The sequence below is a fragment of the Sorangium sp. So ce834 genome, from assembly GCF_051521425.1.
GTDB lineage: Bacteria > Myxococcota_A > Polyangia > Polyangiales > Polyangiaceae > Sorangium > Sorangium cellulosum_D.
The window spans coordinates 5,757,089-5,772,333 of record NZ_CP150351.1 but is presented as its reverse complement, the minus strand read 5'-3'; the positions used below and the strand labels follow the sequence as shown (position 1 = coordinate 5,772,333).

At 71.6% G+C, this 15,245-nt stretch carries 8 protein-coding genes and 3 tRNA genes; 5 read left to right on the top strand and 6 right to left on the bottom strand.

The features are described 5' to 3' along the window. Positions 1 to 6: 6 nt before the first annotated feature. Together WMF20_RS20770 and WMF20_RS20765 are read right to left on the bottom strand one after the other, a co-directional pair. Positions 7 to 1,134 carry a carboxylate-amine ligase gene (locus tag WMF20_RS20770; protein ID WP_129576013.1) on the bottom strand — a complete coding sequence of 376 codons (1,128 nt, stop codon included), beginning with the start codon at positions 1,132 to 1,134 and terminating at the stop codon, positions 7 to 9. After that, positions 1,131 to 2,114: an ATP-grasp domain-containing protein gene (locus WMF20_RS20765; RefSeq protein WP_129576012.1), complete on the bottom strand. Its 984-nt coding sequence runs from the start codon at positions 2,112 to 2,114 to the stop codon at positions 1,131 to 1,133. The genes WMF20_RS20770 and WMF20_RS20765 overlap by 4 nt, the downstream gene beginning before the upstream one ends. A 374-nt stretch (positions 2,115 to 2,488) precedes the next feature. Here WMF20_RS20765 and WMF20_RS20760 point away from each other — a divergent pair. The 3 genes from WMF20_RS20760 to WMF20_RS20750 all read left to right on the top strand — a co-directional run bounded on the left by WMF20_RS20760 (position 2,489) and on the right by WMF20_RS20750 (position 2,895). After that, a tRNA-Val gene (locus tag WMF20_RS20760) sits at positions 2,489 to 2,560 on the top strand. Between the two features lie 43 nt (positions 2,561 to 2,603). Next, a tRNA-Asp gene (locus tag WMF20_RS20755) sits at positions 2,604 to 2,680 on the top strand. Between the two features lie 138 nt (positions 2,681 to 2,818). Then, positions 2,819 to 2,895 (top strand) — tRNA-Asp (locus WMF20_RS20750). A 259-nt stretch (positions 2,896 to 3,154) separates the two neighbouring features. Here WMF20_RS20750 and WMF20_RS20745 read toward each other — a convergent pair. After that, positions 3,155 to 7,504 carry a CheR family methyltransferase gene (locus tag WMF20_RS20745; RefSeq protein ID WP_437616153.1) on the bottom strand — a complete coding sequence of 1,450 codons (4,350 nt, stop codon included), beginning with the start codon at positions 7,502 to 7,504 and terminating at the stop codon, positions 3,155 to 3,157. A 316-nt stretch (positions 7,505 to 7,820) separates the two neighbouring features. Between WMF20_RS20745 and WMF20_RS20740 the strand changes: the two genes are divergently transcribed. Next, positions 7,821 to 8,531 (top strand): PA14 domain-containing protein, encoded by a 711-nt coding sequence (locus WMF20_RS20740; protein WP_129576010.1) that lies wholly within the window; start codon positions 7,821 to 7,823, stop codon positions 8,529 to 8,531. A 27-nt stretch (positions 8,532 to 8,558) separates the two neighbouring features. Here the strand turns inward: WMF20_RS20740 and WMF20_RS20735 are convergent, their stop codons facing one another. The 3 genes from WMF20_RS20735 to WMF20_RS20725 form a co-directional block, all read right to left on the bottom strand. Then, complete coding sequence (locus WMF20_RS20735) at positions 8,559 to 10,097, bottom strand: hypothetical protein (protein ID WP_437616151.1); 1,539 nt, start codon at positions 10,095 to 10,097, stop codon at positions 8,559 to 8,561. Positions 10,098 to 10,214: 117 nt separating this feature from the next. After that, positions 10,215 to 11,576: a TIGR03013 family XrtA/PEP-CTERM system glycosyltransferase gene (locus tag WMF20_RS20730; RefSeq protein WP_129576008.1), complete on the bottom strand. Its 1,362-nt coding sequence runs from the start codon at positions 11,574 to 11,576 to the stop codon at positions 10,215 to 10,217. 403 nt (positions 11,577 to 11,979) lie between these two features. Continuing rightward, the gene (locus tag WMF20_RS20725; protein WP_437616149.1) at positions 11,980 to 13,461 is read right to left on the bottom strand and encodes a hypothetical protein; all 1,482 of its coding nucleotides are present in this window, start codon (positions 13,459 to 13,461) and stop codon (positions 11,980 to 11,982) included. Between the two features lie 306 nt (positions 13,462 to 13,767). Here WMF20_RS20725 and WMF20_RS20720 point away from each other — a divergent pair, with 306 nt between their 5' ends. Next, complete coding sequence (locus WMF20_RS20720) at positions 13,768 to 15,066, top strand: glycosyltransferase family 4 protein (RefSeq protein WP_437616147.1); 1,299 nt, start codon at positions 13,768 to 13,770, stop codon at positions 15,064 to 15,066. The last annotated feature ends 179 nt before the right edge of the window (positions 15,067 to 15,245 follow it).

Here is a 15,245-nt window from a genome sequence, read left to right as displayed (position 1 = left end):
CGGGGCCTACAGGCCGAGGCTCGACTGCTCGACCAGGTCGTCGACGACGGCCTCGAAGCTCTGCGTCCGGGCGTAGACCGCGAGCTGGCGATCGGCGCTCGTCCCCTCGTCGAGGATCGCCCGGATCCGCTCGAGCTCGCCCTGCGATCCGAAGATCTCCGCCGACTCCTGCACGAACTCGAGCAGCTCGCCGACGAGGTGGCGGACGGGGACCTGCTCCTGCTTGCCGAAGTCGATGAGCTGCCCGTCGATGCCGTAGCGCACGGCGCGCCACTTGTTCTCCTCGATGAGCTCCTGCCGGTACTCGCGGAACCCGAGGTTGCGCCGGTAGAGCAGGTAGAGCTTGCCCATGACGGCCTGGATGAGCGCCGCCAGCGCCACGGTGTCGTCGAGGCGCGTCGTCATGTCGCAGATCCGGACCTCGACCGTGTCGAAGAACGGGTGGGCGCGCACGTCCCACCAGATCTTCTTCGCGTTGTCGATGCAGCCCGTCTTCACGAGCAGGTCGACGAAGCGCTGGAAGTGGCCGTAAGACTCGAAGAGCCCCGGGATGCCGGTGCGCGGGAAGCGCTTGAAGATCTCGCTGCGCGTGCTCTTCAGGCCCGAGGAGCGGCCGAGCCAGAACGGCGAGCTCGTCGACAGCGCGAGGATGTGCGGGAGGAAGTAGCGGACCTGGTTCGCCAGGGCCATCGCCACCTCGCGGTCCTTGACGCCCACGTGCACGTGCAGCCCGAAGATGAGGTTCGCCCGGGCGACGTCCTGCAGGTCCTCCACGATGCCCCGGTAGCGCTCGCCGTCGGTGATCTCCTGCTTCTTCCAGTCGCTGAACGGGTGCGTCCCCGCTGCGACGATGCGCATCCCGCCCTGCCGCGCGAGCGCCCTGAGGCTGCCGCGCAGCTCGGCCAGCTCTTCCCTCGCCTGCCGGACGTCCCGGCAGATGCCGGTGCCCGTCTCGATGACCGACTGGTGCATCTCCGGGCGGACCCGCTCGCGCAGGAGCTTGTGGCCCTGCCCCCCCTCGAGCAGCTGGCTCACGTACGACCGGAGCTCGCGCGTCTCGGCGTCGACGATCTGGAACTCCTCCTCGACGCCCAGCGTGAACTGGCCGTCGAGCAGCCCCAGGGCCGTGGTCACGACGAGGCCCCGAGCCGGACCTTCTGCACGGAAGGCCGGACGAGCCTCGACCACGCGTAGCCGTCGCGCGTCCGCCGGTCGCCGCGCGCGCACTCCACGGCGAACGCGACCATCCAGTCGACCGCGATGTTGAAGTAGCGCTCCCGCAGGTGCTCGATGTGCATGTCGGGCGCCGGGTTCGTGAAGTCGATCGCGTACGGCACCCCGTCGCGGATCGCGAACTCGACCGAGTTCATGTCGTAGCCGAGCGCCCTGTTGATCTTGGTCGCGTCCTCGACGATGCGATCGTGGAGCGCCTTCGGGAGCCACCGCTCGTCGTCGTGCTGCACGTAGCAGCCGCGGAGCCCGGTGGGGCCGATCGCCTTGGGGTCGTACTGGATCGGGAGGATGCGATCCTTGCCGACGCAGATGCAGCGGACGTAGTCGTCGAAGTCGATGAACTCCTGCAGGGTCATGACGTTCTGCCCGGAGGCGTTGTAGGCGGCGAGCAGCTCCTCCTGGGTGCGCACCACCGACACGTCCTTCCAGCCGCCGCCGTCCGCGGGCTTGAGGATGGCCGGGAAGCGCACGTAGTCGATGATCGCCTCCCAGTTGAGCGGGTACTCGAGGTTGCGGAGGCTGCGCTCCTTGACGATGGCCGGGATGTAGTCGCGCTGGGGCAGCATCACGGTGCGCGGCGTCGCGATCCCGATCTGCGACGCGAGCGAGTAGCCGAAGAACTTGTCGTCCGCGCTCCACCAGAACGGGTCGTTGATCACGAACGCCCCGCCGAGCGCCGCCGCCTTGAGGTAGAAGCGGTAGTGCTTCACCTCCTGGCTGATCCGGTCGATGAGCACCCGGTACGGGCTCTCGAAGCGCTCGGGCGTCCCGCCGATCTTCGCGATCTCCGCCCGGACGCCCGGCACCTTGTTGCACCGCTCGAGAAAGGCCTGCGGGAACGACTGCTCCCAGCCGACGAGGATGCCGATCTTCTCCGCCATACGTTGCTGTCTCCTCCCACCACACGTGGTCGCGACCACCGCCGCTGACGCGGAGCGTAGCGCGGATACCCAGGAATTTTACGCTAGAAGTGTAGCGATGGGGCGGCCGCGTGAGCCCGTTCAACGGCTCTGCCCGCCGGTCCGTCCGGTGCGATCGCGACGTCGCCCGCGCGCGCGACGCGGCACGCAGAGGAGGGCGTCCGCCATCGGCGAGCGTGGTGCGCGCGGCGTGAAGAGCGCGCCACGCGAACGCCGCGCGGTTGACGCGCAGCCCCAGGCGGAAAACCCCGGCCAGATCGGCCATGGACGGAGCCGTCCGAAAATAGATCTTGACGGAACCTGCTCGGCGAGTAGAGTCGCGCACCTCTCCGACGGGGCGGGTAGCTCAGCGGCAGAGCGTCGGCCTTACAAGCCGATGGTCGCAGGTTCGACCCCTGTCCCGCCCACTCCTGGGTCAAGGGCCTGGGCGAGCTGTGATGATGTCAATCTGGGGTGGTAGTTAAGTTGGTTATAACGCCGGCCTGTCACGCCGGAGGCCGCGGGTTCGAGTCCCGTCCACCCCGCCAACTTTCTTCTGTATTTCCGAGTCGCCGCTCACCTGAGCCTCCCTCGGTTGTCCCGCGTCGCTCGATGCGGGGCAGCGAGGAGGTTTGGCTCATGGGAGCAGGGCACTTGCCCGCACGGCGATCGGAGCGCTGACATCTGGGGTGGTAGTTAAGTTGGTTATAACGCCGGCCTGTCACGCCGGAGGCCGCGGGTTCGAGTCCCGTCCACCCCGCCAGCACTGCTCGGAATCTTCGACGCGCGGCCGTCAGGCCGCCTTCGCCGGGCCCTCTCGACAGCCCGTTGAGCCCGTTGGCATGGCCGCGCGCCGTCACGGGCTGCGCCATCGCTGCGCTACAGGCCCTGCGCTCGCCGCGCCGCCTCACCGCGCCACGGGCCCTGCCCTCGCCGCGCCATCACGCGCCGCCTCACCGCGCCACGGGCCCTGCCCTCGCCGCGCCATCACGCGCCGCCTCGCCGCGCCACGGGCCCTGCCCTCACCGCGCCATCACGCGCTGGATGGCCGCGTCGAGGTCGCGGAAGCTCACCGGCTTGATGAGGTGCTCCAGGAAGCCGGCGCGGATCGTCTTGCGGCGATCCTCCTCCATGCCGTAGCCGCTCAGCGCGATGGCCTTGAGCCCGTGGCCGGCGGACCGGATCGACGCGATGAGGTCCGTGCCGCTGCCGTCGGGCAGCCCGAGGTCGCTCACGAGCAGATCGAACGCCTCCGCCCCGACCAGGTCGAGCGCGGCGCGCACGCTCCGGGCGATGCGCACCGTGTGGCCGGTCAGCGTGAGCAGCTCGCTCATCATCTCCGCCGTGTCCTCGTGGTCCTCCACGAGGAGGATGCGCAGCGCGCGCCTCGGCGCCGCCGTCCCGGCGGCCTTCGCCTGCGTCGGCGTGGCGGACGCAGGCGGCCTCGCGGCGGGCAGGAGGACGCGGAAGGTCGCCCCGGCCCCCCGCCCAGGGCTCGACGCCGTGATCGTGCCGCCGTGCAGCTGCACGATCGCGCGCGAGATCGCGAGCCCGAGGCCGAGCCCGCCGAAGTGCCGCGTCGTGTCCGCGTTCCCCTGCTCGAAGGCGTCGAAGATCCGCGGCAGGACCTCGGGCTCGATGCCGACCCCCTGATCCCGCACCTCGATGACCACCTGCGCGGCCTCGTCGTAGCAGCAGAGCTCGATCTGCGACCCGGGATAGCTGAACTTCACCGCGTTCTTCAGGAGGTTCCAGACCACCTGCTCCAGCCGGGCGACGTCCGCCGAGACCCAGTGGTCGCCCGGCGCGACGTCGAGCGTCAGCCGGATGCTCTTCGCGTCGACCTCGTCGGCGCAGATCTCCATCGCGTGCTCCAGCACCGTGCGCGCCGCGACCGTGTGCGTGACGAGCTCGAGCTTGCCTCGCACCACCCGCGTCAGGTCCAGGAGATCGTCGATGAGGCGCGCCTCGAGCTCGGCGTTGCGCTGGATCATCTCCACGCCCCGGCGGACCTCGTCGGGCAGGTCGTCGCGGCGGAGCAGCCGCGACGCGGCGGTGACCACCGGCGTGAGCGGCGTCCTGAGCTCGTGCGACAGGACGGCCAGGAACTGATCCTTCGTGCGGTTCGCGTGCTCCGCGGCCTCGCGCGCCGTGATGAGCTCCGCCTCGGCCTGCTTGCGCCGCGTGATGTCCTGCACCACCGCCATCGTGCGGGTGATGCGGCCGCCCGCGTCCCGCGCCGCCGTCACCGTGGTGCTCGCCCAGAGGCGCCCCGCGTCCCTCGTCACGTAGCGGTTCTCGATCGCGAAGTCGCCGATCTCGCCGCGCAGCAGCCGCTCGTACCGTTCGGCGACGGCGCTCGCGTCCTCCGGGGCCGTGACGTCGAGGAGCGCCTTGCCGAGGAGCTCCGTCGCCTCGTGGCCGAGCATGCCGGCGAACTTCCTGTTCACCCGCACGAAGCGGCCCGTGGCGGGCTCGCACTGGACCTTGCCGACCACGGCGCTCTCGAAGATCATGCGGAAGTCCTCCTCGCTCGCGCGGAGCGCCTCCTCCGCGCGCTTGCGCCGCGTGATGTCGGTCAGCATCGCGGAGGCCCCGATGATCGCGCCGCCGGCGTCGTGGATGGGCGCGACGCTGATCGAGACGTCGACGCGATCGCCGCCGCGCGCGATCCCCACCGTCTCCACGGGCTCCACCCGCTCGCCGCCGAGCACCCGATCGAGGACGGCCCGCATCTCGTCGGCGCGCTCGGGCGCGATGATGAGGTGCGCGGGGCGGCCGGTCACGTCCTTCTCGCCATAGCCGAACATCCGCTCCGCGGCCGCGTTCCAGCTCGTGATCGCCCCGTCGACCGCCGCGCCGAGGATCGCCTGCTCGGCCGAGGCGACGATCGCGGCGAGCCGGCCGCGCTGCGCCTCGGCCTCCTTGACGCTCGTCACGTTCACGAGCGTGACGACCACGCCAGAGATGACGTTCGCCAGCGTGCGGTACGGCAGGACCCGCATCATGTAGCAGCAGCGGCCGTCCTCGAGCTGCACCTCCCGCTCCTTCGGCGCGAGCGTCCGCAGGACGTCGCGCGCGTCCGCGACGAGCGAGGAGGCGTCGAAGCGCGCCGCGATGTCGAGGATGGATCGGCCGATGTCGCCCTCGATCAGCCGGAAGACCTCGGTCGCCGCGGGCGTGAACCGCCGGATCCTGAGCTCGTCGTCGAGGAACACCGTCGGGATCTGGGTGCTGAGCAGGAGGTTCTGGAGATCGTCGTTCGCCGCGTCGAGGGCCTCGATCTTCGACTTGAGCTCGCTGTTCAGCGTCTCGAACTCCTCGTTCAGGCTCTGGAGCTCCTCGTTCATGCTGAGGAGCTCCTCGTTCGAGCTCTTCAGCTCCTCGTTCGAGGTCTCGAGCTCCTCGATCGTCGTCTGGAGGTGCTCCCGCGTGGCCTTGAGCTCGTGCTCGAGCTGGTCGACGAGCGACGCGCTCTCCCTCCGCGGGCCGAGCGGCGGCGCCTCGCCCCGCGCCGCCGGCCGGAGCTCGTCGAACAGGACGACGTACAGGCCGAGGTCGTCCTCGAGGCCGCCGAGCGGCCGCACGACGAGGTTGAGGCGCTGCGTCCCCGCGATGGTCTCGACCGCGATGTTCTCGTGGACCACCTGCTCGCGCATCCTGACGGCGCGGTGCACGGCCGACCGCACCTCGGGGCGCAGCGCCCGCAGCACCATGTTCGAGACGTTGACGTCGAGCGCCCCCGTCGACGGCGCGAGGTACTTCCCCGTCTCGCCCGACAGGTACACGATGTCGCCCTGCTCGTTCACGACGACGCACGGCGGCCCGTAGCGATCGAGGAGGCACCGCTCGATGGTGCGCTCGATGCTCTGCTCGGGCGACCAGGAGCCGCGGCGCGCGAGCTCGCCAGCGCGCCCGTCCGCCGCGGTCCGCTCGCCGAGCGGGAGCCGCGGCAGCGCGTACCCGACGGCGCGCTTCTTCTGGAAGATCCGCCGCTTGCCGTCGATCGGGCGGAACAGGTCGCTCCGCTGCGACACGCTCTCCGAGGGGCCGAGGAGCAGGTAGCCGCCCTCGACGAGCGCGTAGTGGAAGACCCCGAGCACCCGCCGCTGGAGCTCGCCCTCGAGGTAGATGAGGACGTTGCGGCACGAGATCAGATCGAGCCGCGAGAACGGCGGATCCCTGGCGAGATCGTGCCGGGAGAAGACGCAGACGTCGCGGATCGCCTTGGCGATCGAGCGGGTGCCGCCCTCCTCGGCGACGAGGAAGCGCGCGAGCCGGCCCGACGCGATGAGCTGCGTCGCCTCGCTCGGGTAGCGCCCCTGCCGGGCGATCTCGATGGCCTCGTCGTCCACGTCGGTGCCGAAGATCTGCACGCGCGGGGCCGCGGGCAGCTGCTCGACGTGCTCCATGAGGAGCATCGCGATCGTGTAGACCTCCTCGCCGGTGGCGCAGCCCGGCACCCAGACGCGGATCGGGCTGTCCGCCTCGCGCTCCGCGAAGAGCGCCGGCACGATCTCCTCCCGCACCGCCTCGAACGTCTCCGGATCGCGGAAGAACTCGGTCACGCCGATGAGGAGATCGCGGACCAGCTGCGTCGGCTCGTCCGCCTCCCGCCGGAGCAGCGCCATGTAGTCGGCGATCGACGTCGCCCGCAGCACCTGCGCCCGGTGCTGCACCCGCCGGACCAGCGTGGTCCGCTTGTACTGGCGGAAGTCGTGCCCCGTGCGCTCGAGGAGCAGGGCGCAGATCTCCGGCAGCCGCGCGGCGATCTCCTCGACGAGGTCCGCGCGATCCCCCTCCGCGGGCAGGCGCCGCGCGTACTCGAGCAGCGCGGCGGGGATGTCGCGGAGGGCGAGCACGTAGTTGACGAGCCCGGTGTCGATCGCGTGCCGCGGCATGTCCGGGTGAGCGGCGGTCGCGGGGTGCTGCGCGATCGTGAGCCCGCCGTGCTCTCGGACGACCTTGAGCCCGCTCACGCCGTCGTGCCCCGAGCCGGAGAGCACCACCGCCACCGCCCGCTGCTTCGTCTCTTCGGCCAGGGACCGGAGCAGCGCGTCCATCGTCGCGCGATGGCCGCGCGGCTCCGCGAGACGGCTCAGCCGGAAGGCGCCGTCCTGGATCGTCGCCGTGGCGTGCGAGGGGGTGACGTAGACGTGGCTCGGCTGGATCGGCAACCCGTCCGTCGCCTCCAGCACGGGCATGCCCGTGTGGGCCGCGAGCAGCTGCGACATTACGCCCGCGTTGTGCGGCTCGAGGTGCACGAGCACGAAGGCGAACCCGCTGTCGGACGGCATCGCCGAGAGGAAGGCCCTGAAGGCCTCCAGGCCGCCCGCCGACGCTCCGAGCGCGACGATGAGGCTGTCGGCCAACTGCGTTCTCTGGGACGACGGGGCCCCCGTCGCGGCATCGCGGCTCTCACCGTCGCTTCGCATCAAAGCCTCTGACGCTTAGTACACGTCTGGGACAACAGCCAGCGAACGTCGGCGCAAAGCGCGACCGGGAGCGCCATAAGGATCTACCCGACCGCCATCTCCAGGTGCGCCACCTCCTGGAAGCGCCCGTGGCTCGGTCGTCACACGCCGTTTCCGCGGGTGCGAATGCGCCGCTTGCCCTTGACAAATCGCACCATCTCCGCGTGCATAGCCGCCGAGCGGCCGGCCCGGCCGCGGAGCAACGGAGCGCTTCATGAGTCGATTTCTACTCTGGTGGAGGGCGACGTCCGTCACGGTGAAGGCTGCGGCGGCGTGCGCCGTGGTGGTCACCCTGGGCGCCGCGGTGCTCGTCGGGCGCTGCGCCGTGACGACGCGGGCGGAGCCGCCGCGGGCCGGGCCGGTCCTCGTGAGCGGCGCGGTGATCACGATCGACGCGGCGCCCGCCGCGCCGCCGGGGGTCGTCGTGGTCGGGCAGGCGACGGACTTCGGCGGGCCAGAGACCGCGGGGGTGAACGCGCTGCGCGGCCTCGTGTACTTCGTGCCGAACGGCACGTCGCACCTCCTGAATACCGCCTCGCTGAGCCCGGTCGCGGTCCTCTACACGCCGCGGCTCGATATCTCGCCGCGGTCCTGGCAGAGCGGCTTCCCGGGCGTGCCCGGCGGACGCAACGAGTGGTTCCAGATCTCGTACGAGGGAGAGTTCGTGACCTCGCGCAGCGGAGCGCACCAGTTCGAGCTGCTCTCCGACGATGGCTCCAGGCTCTTCATCGACGACCGGCTGGTGGTCGAGAACGACGGCCGGCACGAGCCGCAGAGCGCGCAGGGCGCGGTGATGCTGGAGCCCGGGAAGCACCGGATCCGGATCGGCTATTTCCAGGGGCCGCGCTTCGAGATCGCGCTGCAGCTCTTCGTGACGCCCCCGCAGAGCACCCGGCAGATCCTCGACATCTCCCGGGTGCTCTGAGCGCGGCGCGGGCGGCGGCCGCGCGCCTCAGCCGCCGCGCTGCGAGAGCGTGAGCAGCGCCTTGACCTTCGCGTACGAGACGTAGGGGTTGTCCTCGGTGCCCCCGAGATCGTCGCTGTCCTCGCCGGTCCCCTGGGCGCGGACCGGCATCCACGCGTAGTCGGGGTGGAGCTCCTTGCCGTTGATCCCGTTGACGATCGACGGGTTCTTGATCCACTCCCCCCCGAGGATCGTGAGATCGCTGTCGAGCTCGAGCACGTAGTGCAGCTCCGAGACGGAGAGCGGGACGTCGCGCTGGGCGGGCGGCAGGAGCAGCGTCTCACCGGTGACCGAATCGGAGATCATCCAGAAGCGCGCGGCCACGCGGACGAAGCGCTTCGCGGCCGGGTTCATCCGGTAGTTGTAACAGTCGGCGCCCATGTAGGCGCCGCCGCACAGGAGCCGCGCGGCGTCTTGCGGGCCGATCTCCTCGATGGTGTCGATCGCGAACTGCTTCACGGGGAAGCTCCACACCTCCGCGTCCCAGGTGTGGTCGACGATGAACATGAGCCGCTGCTTCTGGGTCGACTCGCCGGCGAGCGGCTTCGCGCCGACCCCGAGCAGCCCGGTCAAGGCGACGTGCATCGTGGCCGGGTTGAGGTCGCGGCAGGCGGGGTCGATCGGCCTGCCGTAGATGTCGCGCGCCGTCCGATCCGCCCGCGTCTCGCAGCGGCGCCCCGAGAAGGTCACCGAGTCGCTGAAGTAGAGCTCGCTCATGAGCGCCTCGATGTCCGCCATGCGGAACAGGACGCACCCGGTCTCCGCCGCGGCGCACTCGGTCACCGTGGAGCCGACGAGCTTCACCCGGACGTCGCGGCGCGGCCCGGCGCCCTCGGCGGCGACGTACGCCGACCACCCGTTGCAGTGCCCCCACCAGTACTCCGGATAGATCCCCTGGTAGAGCCCGTGATGCTGCAGCTCCCAGCGCGTCGCCGGACCGGCCACGACCACCGCCGGCTGGATGTAGGGAGGGTTGCGCAAGTACGGGGGCCTCCGGAGATCGTCCGTGCTCCACGTGGCGATGCTCGCGAGCGACTCCATCTGTCCCGGGTGGAAGAGAACATCATATTTCTCGACGGGAGAGAGGTTGTCCGGGTCGGAGGTCCGATCGGAGTAGTTCTTGAACGTCGAGTTCCAGCGGTCGGCGATGCCGTTCTGCCGCTGGGGCCACCAGTTCGAGGGGAACGCGCTCGTCTGCGCCTCGCCTTGCAGCAGCGTCGTGTCGAGGCGGAGCCGGGCGCCCTGGAGCTCGGGGTGCAGGTACGAGGGCAGGTTGGCGCCGTCGATCGCCTCGCGGCCGCCGGTCGTGGGGATGAGGAGCTGGTGGCCGCCGCCGAGGATCTGGCCGGTCTCGGGCGAGTAGCCGAGCACGTAGGGCACGGGCCCACCCTCGATGAAGCGGAAGGCGGGGCCGTTCAAGCTGCTCTGCGCGACGTCGACGCGCTCGTCGGGCGCCCGGTCGAGCTCCGCGCAGCCCAGGACCAGAAACACCGAGCTCACGATGCCCGCCTTCATCCGCGTCTTCATCGCTGATCCCCCCGGAGACCGACGCTCGCCGATCCCTCGGGCGCTCTCTGCAGAGGCCGCGCCACCGGGCTCGTCGTCAAAGAGCGCAGCCATTGCACGCGTCGGCAGCCGGAGCATTCACCGTGCGCCGATGCGCCAGAGCACGACCTTCACGGTGTCGATGAGGATGGAGATATCGAACCAGAGCGAGAAGCTCTTCATGTAATAGAGATCGTACTGGAGCTTCTCCAGCGCGTCCTCGGCGGACGCGCCGTAACGGCAGCGCACCTGCGCGTGCCCCGTCACGCCCGGCTTCACGCAGAGCCGCTGCCGGAAGAAGGGGATCTGCTTCTCCAGCGCCTCGATGAACTCGGGGCGCTCGGGCCGCGGCCCCACCAGGCTCATCTCGCCGACGAGCACGTTCCAGAGCTGCGGCAGCTCGTCGAGCCGCGTCTTCCGGATGAACCGCCCGACGCGGGTCACGCGCGGATCGTTCTCGATGGCCCACGCCGCCCCGTTCTTCTCGGCGTCGGTCCGCATCGACCGGAATTTGTGGATCCTGAACGGCTTCCCGAGGGCGCCTGTCCGGATCTGCGAATAGAGCGCAGGTCCCCTGGAGTCGAGCTTCACCGCGATGGCCGTGAGCGCCATCAGCGGCAGCGCGAGCACGAGCCCGGCGCTCGCGCACACGACGTCGAAGAGCCGCTTCGCGACGAGCGTCCGCCGCCGCACGCGGAAGCCGTGAGAGAAGATGATCTGGCTCGGCTTCAGCTCGCGCACGCAGATCTTGCCGGTCACGCGCTCGTAGAAATCCATGCCCTCCTCGATCTGGACGCCGCGGAACTTCAGATCGAGCAGCTCCTCCAGCGGGAAGGCGGCGCGCCGATCGGGGATCGCCACGATCACCACCGCGACGCCGCGCTGCTCGACGAGGCGCCGGAGCTCCCGCGTCCTGCCTGCGATCTCGGGATCGTCGATCGGCTCTTCGTCCCTGACGAGCCGGCCGGCGAGGCGCAGCCCGAGGACGTCTCCGTCCTTCCGGATGAGGGACGCGCACGTGCGGGCGAGCTCGCCCGACCCCAGCACGACCGCCAGCCTGGAGAAGCTCTCGCTGCTCAGCACCCGATTGCACGCCGCGCGCCACGCCGGGAGCACGATCGCCGCCGCCCCGAGCGACGTGAGGAGCACCCGGTCGCCGAGCTCCGCGTCCGGCACGAGCCAGAACGCGAGCCACAGCACGGCCGCCGCCATGCCGAGCGCCCGGAGCATCGTCAGGAACAGCGCGCGCGCCCTGGGCGGCTCGGGCCCGTACAGGCCGTGATAGTAGAGCGACGCCAGCGCGACCAGCGAGATGCTCAGCGTCTGCCCGAAGCGCTCTCCGTCGAGCGCGTGCTCCCAGCCCACGAGCACGCCCGGCGCGCAACACACCAGGAGCGAGAGCAGGCTGGCCTCGACAAACCACACCATGGCCCGGCGCGGCGACCGGAACAGCTCCAGCATCGTCCCTCCCCACTCGTCTAGCCCAGCGCCCCGGGCGGTCGCGCACCACGGCGCATCGCCTCCGGCGGGCACACACGGTTGTAGTTGGACCTACATTAGAGCAGACTGGGGCAGATCGCCAGATGCCTCCGACGAATCTCGTCCATCGGCGGCGGACTGAGCCGCCGCGCGCGAAGCCGGGCGCGGCGCAATCGACGACATCGCGGGCGGTTGCGCCGGGGATGCGCGGTGACGAGGGGAGTCGCGGCGAGAGAACGCTGTCGACGGACTGCGTACGTCGTCTCCAGGGGGCGCGCTCGGGGGCTTTGCGGATCCGCGGCGCGGCGAGCGCGTCGCTCCGGCCGGGAGCGCGCTTTGCTCGGTCGTGCCGAACAGGTGTGTCGAACAGGTGTGTCGACGCGGCTTATCGCGCGTCGCGCGTCGCCGGCGCGCCGACGTCGCCGGCGCGCGCGGTCGGCGTCTCCCGCGGGGTCTCGCCGGCGGCGGCGGTCTCGCCGGGGGCGGCGCTGCGGTCGTCGAGCTCGCGGCCCGGCTCGGGCGGCTGCCAGCGGCCGGACGGCATTCCCTGGATCATCGCGGCGCGTCGCTCGTCGTCCCATGCGCTGTCGGGATCGCGGCGCACGGTCCGGTGGCGGTCCGTCGACAGCGTCCCCGAGATCCCGGCCATCACGATGCTCCTCAGCGAGCCGCCGGCCTCGCCTGCGCTCGGGGCCGGGTCGAGCGCCGCGCGCACGAACTCCAGGTCGACGCCGCCGCGCAGCGCGATCCCGCGCGCCAGGGGATAGGCGATCTCCGCGCCCGCGAGCGCCGTGGTCGTGGACAGCGATCCTTCGCTGGAGGGCGCCGGCGCGCCGGGGGCGAGGTGGAGCGGCGGATTCGCGGCGACGGGGGCGCTGCCGGTCGAGAAGCGGGCGACGCCGGTCACGAGGAGATCGCGGGTCGCGCCGCCCCGCGCGGGCCGAAAGCTCGCTTCGATGGACGCCTCGTGCTCGTGCCCGAATCCGATCCTCGGCCCGAGCGACGTATAGGCGTACGCGTACCCCGCAGTCAGCCGGTAGCGCTCCTGCACGTAGGTGAGACCCACCCGCGCCGTCGGCGCGATCACCGCGTCGCGCGACGACAGCACGGGCGGCGGGCTCGCGACGGTCACGCCGCCCGAGGCGCGCGCCGAGGCGTTGCGCGTGAGCTCGTGAGACGCGGACAGGAGCGCCGCGCCGGCGTGGACGCGGGCCTCGCCGCGCGTGAGCTCGGTGTCGAGCAGCGCGTGATGATACTGGGTGATCTCGTACCGGAGCTCGGGGGTCAGCGTGTCCAGCGCGCCGACGTCGATCGACGTGCTCACCTGGGCCCGCCCCGTGTGCGCGTCGATCCCGACCGCGGCGGGGTCATCGGCCGAGAGCGCGCCCGCCTGCTCGTACCCGAGCTCGAGGCGCGCCGCGGAGCGCCGCGACGTCGTGATCGACAGGGCCGGTCCCCCGGAGAGCGTGTATTGCAGGCGATTGCCGTACAGGAACGGATCGCGCGCGGCGAGCGCGTCGGCCGCGCGAACGCCGAGGCGGGTCGCCAGGTAGCCGGCCGCCGCCATCGAGAGGTCCGCGCGCGGCGAGAGCGTCCAGCCCGCTCCCCCGCCGAGGCGCGCCGAGACGCTGTCGGACGGCGCGGATCGCGCCGCGTGGAGCGAGACCTGAAAGACCCGCTCGTAGCTCCCGTCGACGCTGAAACCGTAGCGCGAGCTCTCGCCGCGCACCGAACCATCGACCGAGCCCCCGAGGCCGGCCATCAGCGCGCCGGAGCCCACGTCCCCGACGTTCGATGCCACGCTCTGCTCCACCGCCGCCTGCGCCGTCACGTCGGACTCCCACATTGGCAAGACGAACGAGAACACGCGCCCCCTTGCTGTCGAGCGGCACGCCGCGCGGCGGGAGCGACCCGAATCGGCCACCCTCCCCTCCCCGGCAGCGCGCCCGGCGCCCGGAGCGTCCCACGTTCGATGATGTTTGCAACATTACAAATATGACCCCGGCATGCCGCCGGCGGGGCGCGGCGGCGGGGCGTGGCGGCGCTCTGAGCGCTCCTCGAGGCTGGCAGCGCGCGCTCTCGCGGCGTGGACGTGCGCAGGCAGGGCGGGACGTACCTCGAGTCCGCCCCTGCCCCGCTGGGCGGAAGGACAGATTGTAACATGAATTGCATCATGAAATCTGGCGTGGGGGCGGGCATGGAGGAGGAAGGCTGGTCGAGGCCGCTGCGCGTTCTCTGGGTGACGCGCATCTTTCCGAACCGGGTCGAGCCGCTGTCGTGCGCGTTCCAGCGGCAGCAGCTCGCGGCGCTGTCGCGGCGCTGCGAGGTGGAGGTGCTGGCCGCGATCCCGTACCACCCGGGCGTATCGCTCCTTGGCGGGCGCACGCGTCCGGGCCGCCTGACGGCGGTGCCCGAGCGCGACGAGATCGACGGCGTTCCGGTGGTGCACCCGCGCGCGCCTTACCTGCCGGGGGCGGGCCGCGTGCTGGCGCCGGTGAACGCGCCGCTCTACCTGGCGGGGCTCCTGCCGTACGTCCCGCGGCTGCGCGGGCGGTTCGACGTCGTGCTGGGGGCGTGGCTGTACCCCGACGCGTGCGCGGCGGCGCTGCTCGCCCGGATGCTCGGCCTCCCCTATGCGGTGAAGGCCCATGGCACGGACGTGAACGTCGTCGCCCGCTGGCGCTCGGTGCGCCCGCTCGTCGGCGGCGCGCTCCGGTCCGCCGCGTACGCGATCGGCGTGAGCCGTCCGATGGTGGAGGCGCTCGCGGCGCTCGGCGCCCCGCGGGATCGCGCGGTCCTCGTCCGCAACGGGGTCGACCGCGCGCTCTTCCGCCCGGCGGACCGGCGCGCCGCCCGGCTCGAGCTCGGGCTCCCGGAGCGCGGCCGCGTCGTGACGTTCGTCGGGAACGTCCTCCGGGAGAAGGGCATTCACGAGCTGCTGCGCGCGTTCGAGGCGATCGACCGTGACGGCGGCGACGGCGGCGAGCCGATCCACCTCGTGGTCGTCGGCGACGGCCCGGAGCGGGCGGCGGTCGAGCAGGCGGCGCTGCGGCGCGATCGCGCGGGCGGGTCGGCCGAGTTGCGGGGCGGGCGCGGCCGGATCATCGCGGTGGGGGCGCGGCCGCTCGCCCAGGTGGCCCGCCACCTCGCGGCGACGGATCTGCTGGCGCTCCCGAGCTGGGCGGAGGGCACCCCGAACGTGGTGCTCGAGGCGCTCGCCGCGGCGCGGCCCGTGGTTGCGACGCGCGTGGGGGGCATTCCGGACGTGGTGACGCCGGGGCGCACCGGGCTGCTCGTCCCGCCGCGCGACGCCGGAGCGCTCGGCCGCGCGCTGCGCGACGCGCTCGCGCGGACCTGGGACGACGGCGCGTTCGCCGAGGCGGCGCCCCCGTCCTGGGAGGAGAGCGCGGAGGCGCTGCGCCGGCTGCTCGCGCGGGCGGCGTTCGGAGAAGGCGGGCGGGCCGCCGCCTGAAGCGCGGGACGTCGCGCGGCCCGGGCTCGGGCGGGCGGCGCCGTCATCGGGACACGAAGGCGGGAGGAGCAATCGCCGTGTCGACCGGGCTCATTCGGGCGATGGAGAGAGATTGAACCACGGAGGCGCAGAGGGCACGGAGGAGAGAAGAAAGAAGAAGTTTTATCTCGCGTTGTCCT

Excerpts from the sequence above, each read along its gene's own strand:
- WMF20_RS20765 (WP_129576012.1), bottom strand. The coding sequence starts at position 2,114 with ATGGCGGAGAAGATCGGCATCCTCGTCGGCTGGGAGCAGTCGTTCCCG.
- WMF20_RS20740 (WP_129576010.1), top strand. The coding sequence starts at position 7,821 with ATGAGTCGATTTCTACTCTGGTGGAGGGCGACGTCCGTCACGGTGAAG.
- WMF20_RS20735 (WP_437616151.1), bottom strand. The coding sequence starts at position 10,097 with ATGAAGACGCGGATGAAGGCGGGCATCGTGAGCTCGGTGTTTCTGGTC.
- WMF20_RS20730 (WP_129576008.1), bottom strand. The coding sequence starts at position 11,576 with ATGCTGGAGCTGTTCCGGTCGCCGCGCCGGGCCATGGTGTGGTTTGTC.
- WMF20_RS20720 (WP_437616147.1), top strand. The coding sequence starts at position 13,768 with ATGAAATCTGGCGTGGGGGCGGGCATGGAGGAGGAAGGCTGGTCGAGG.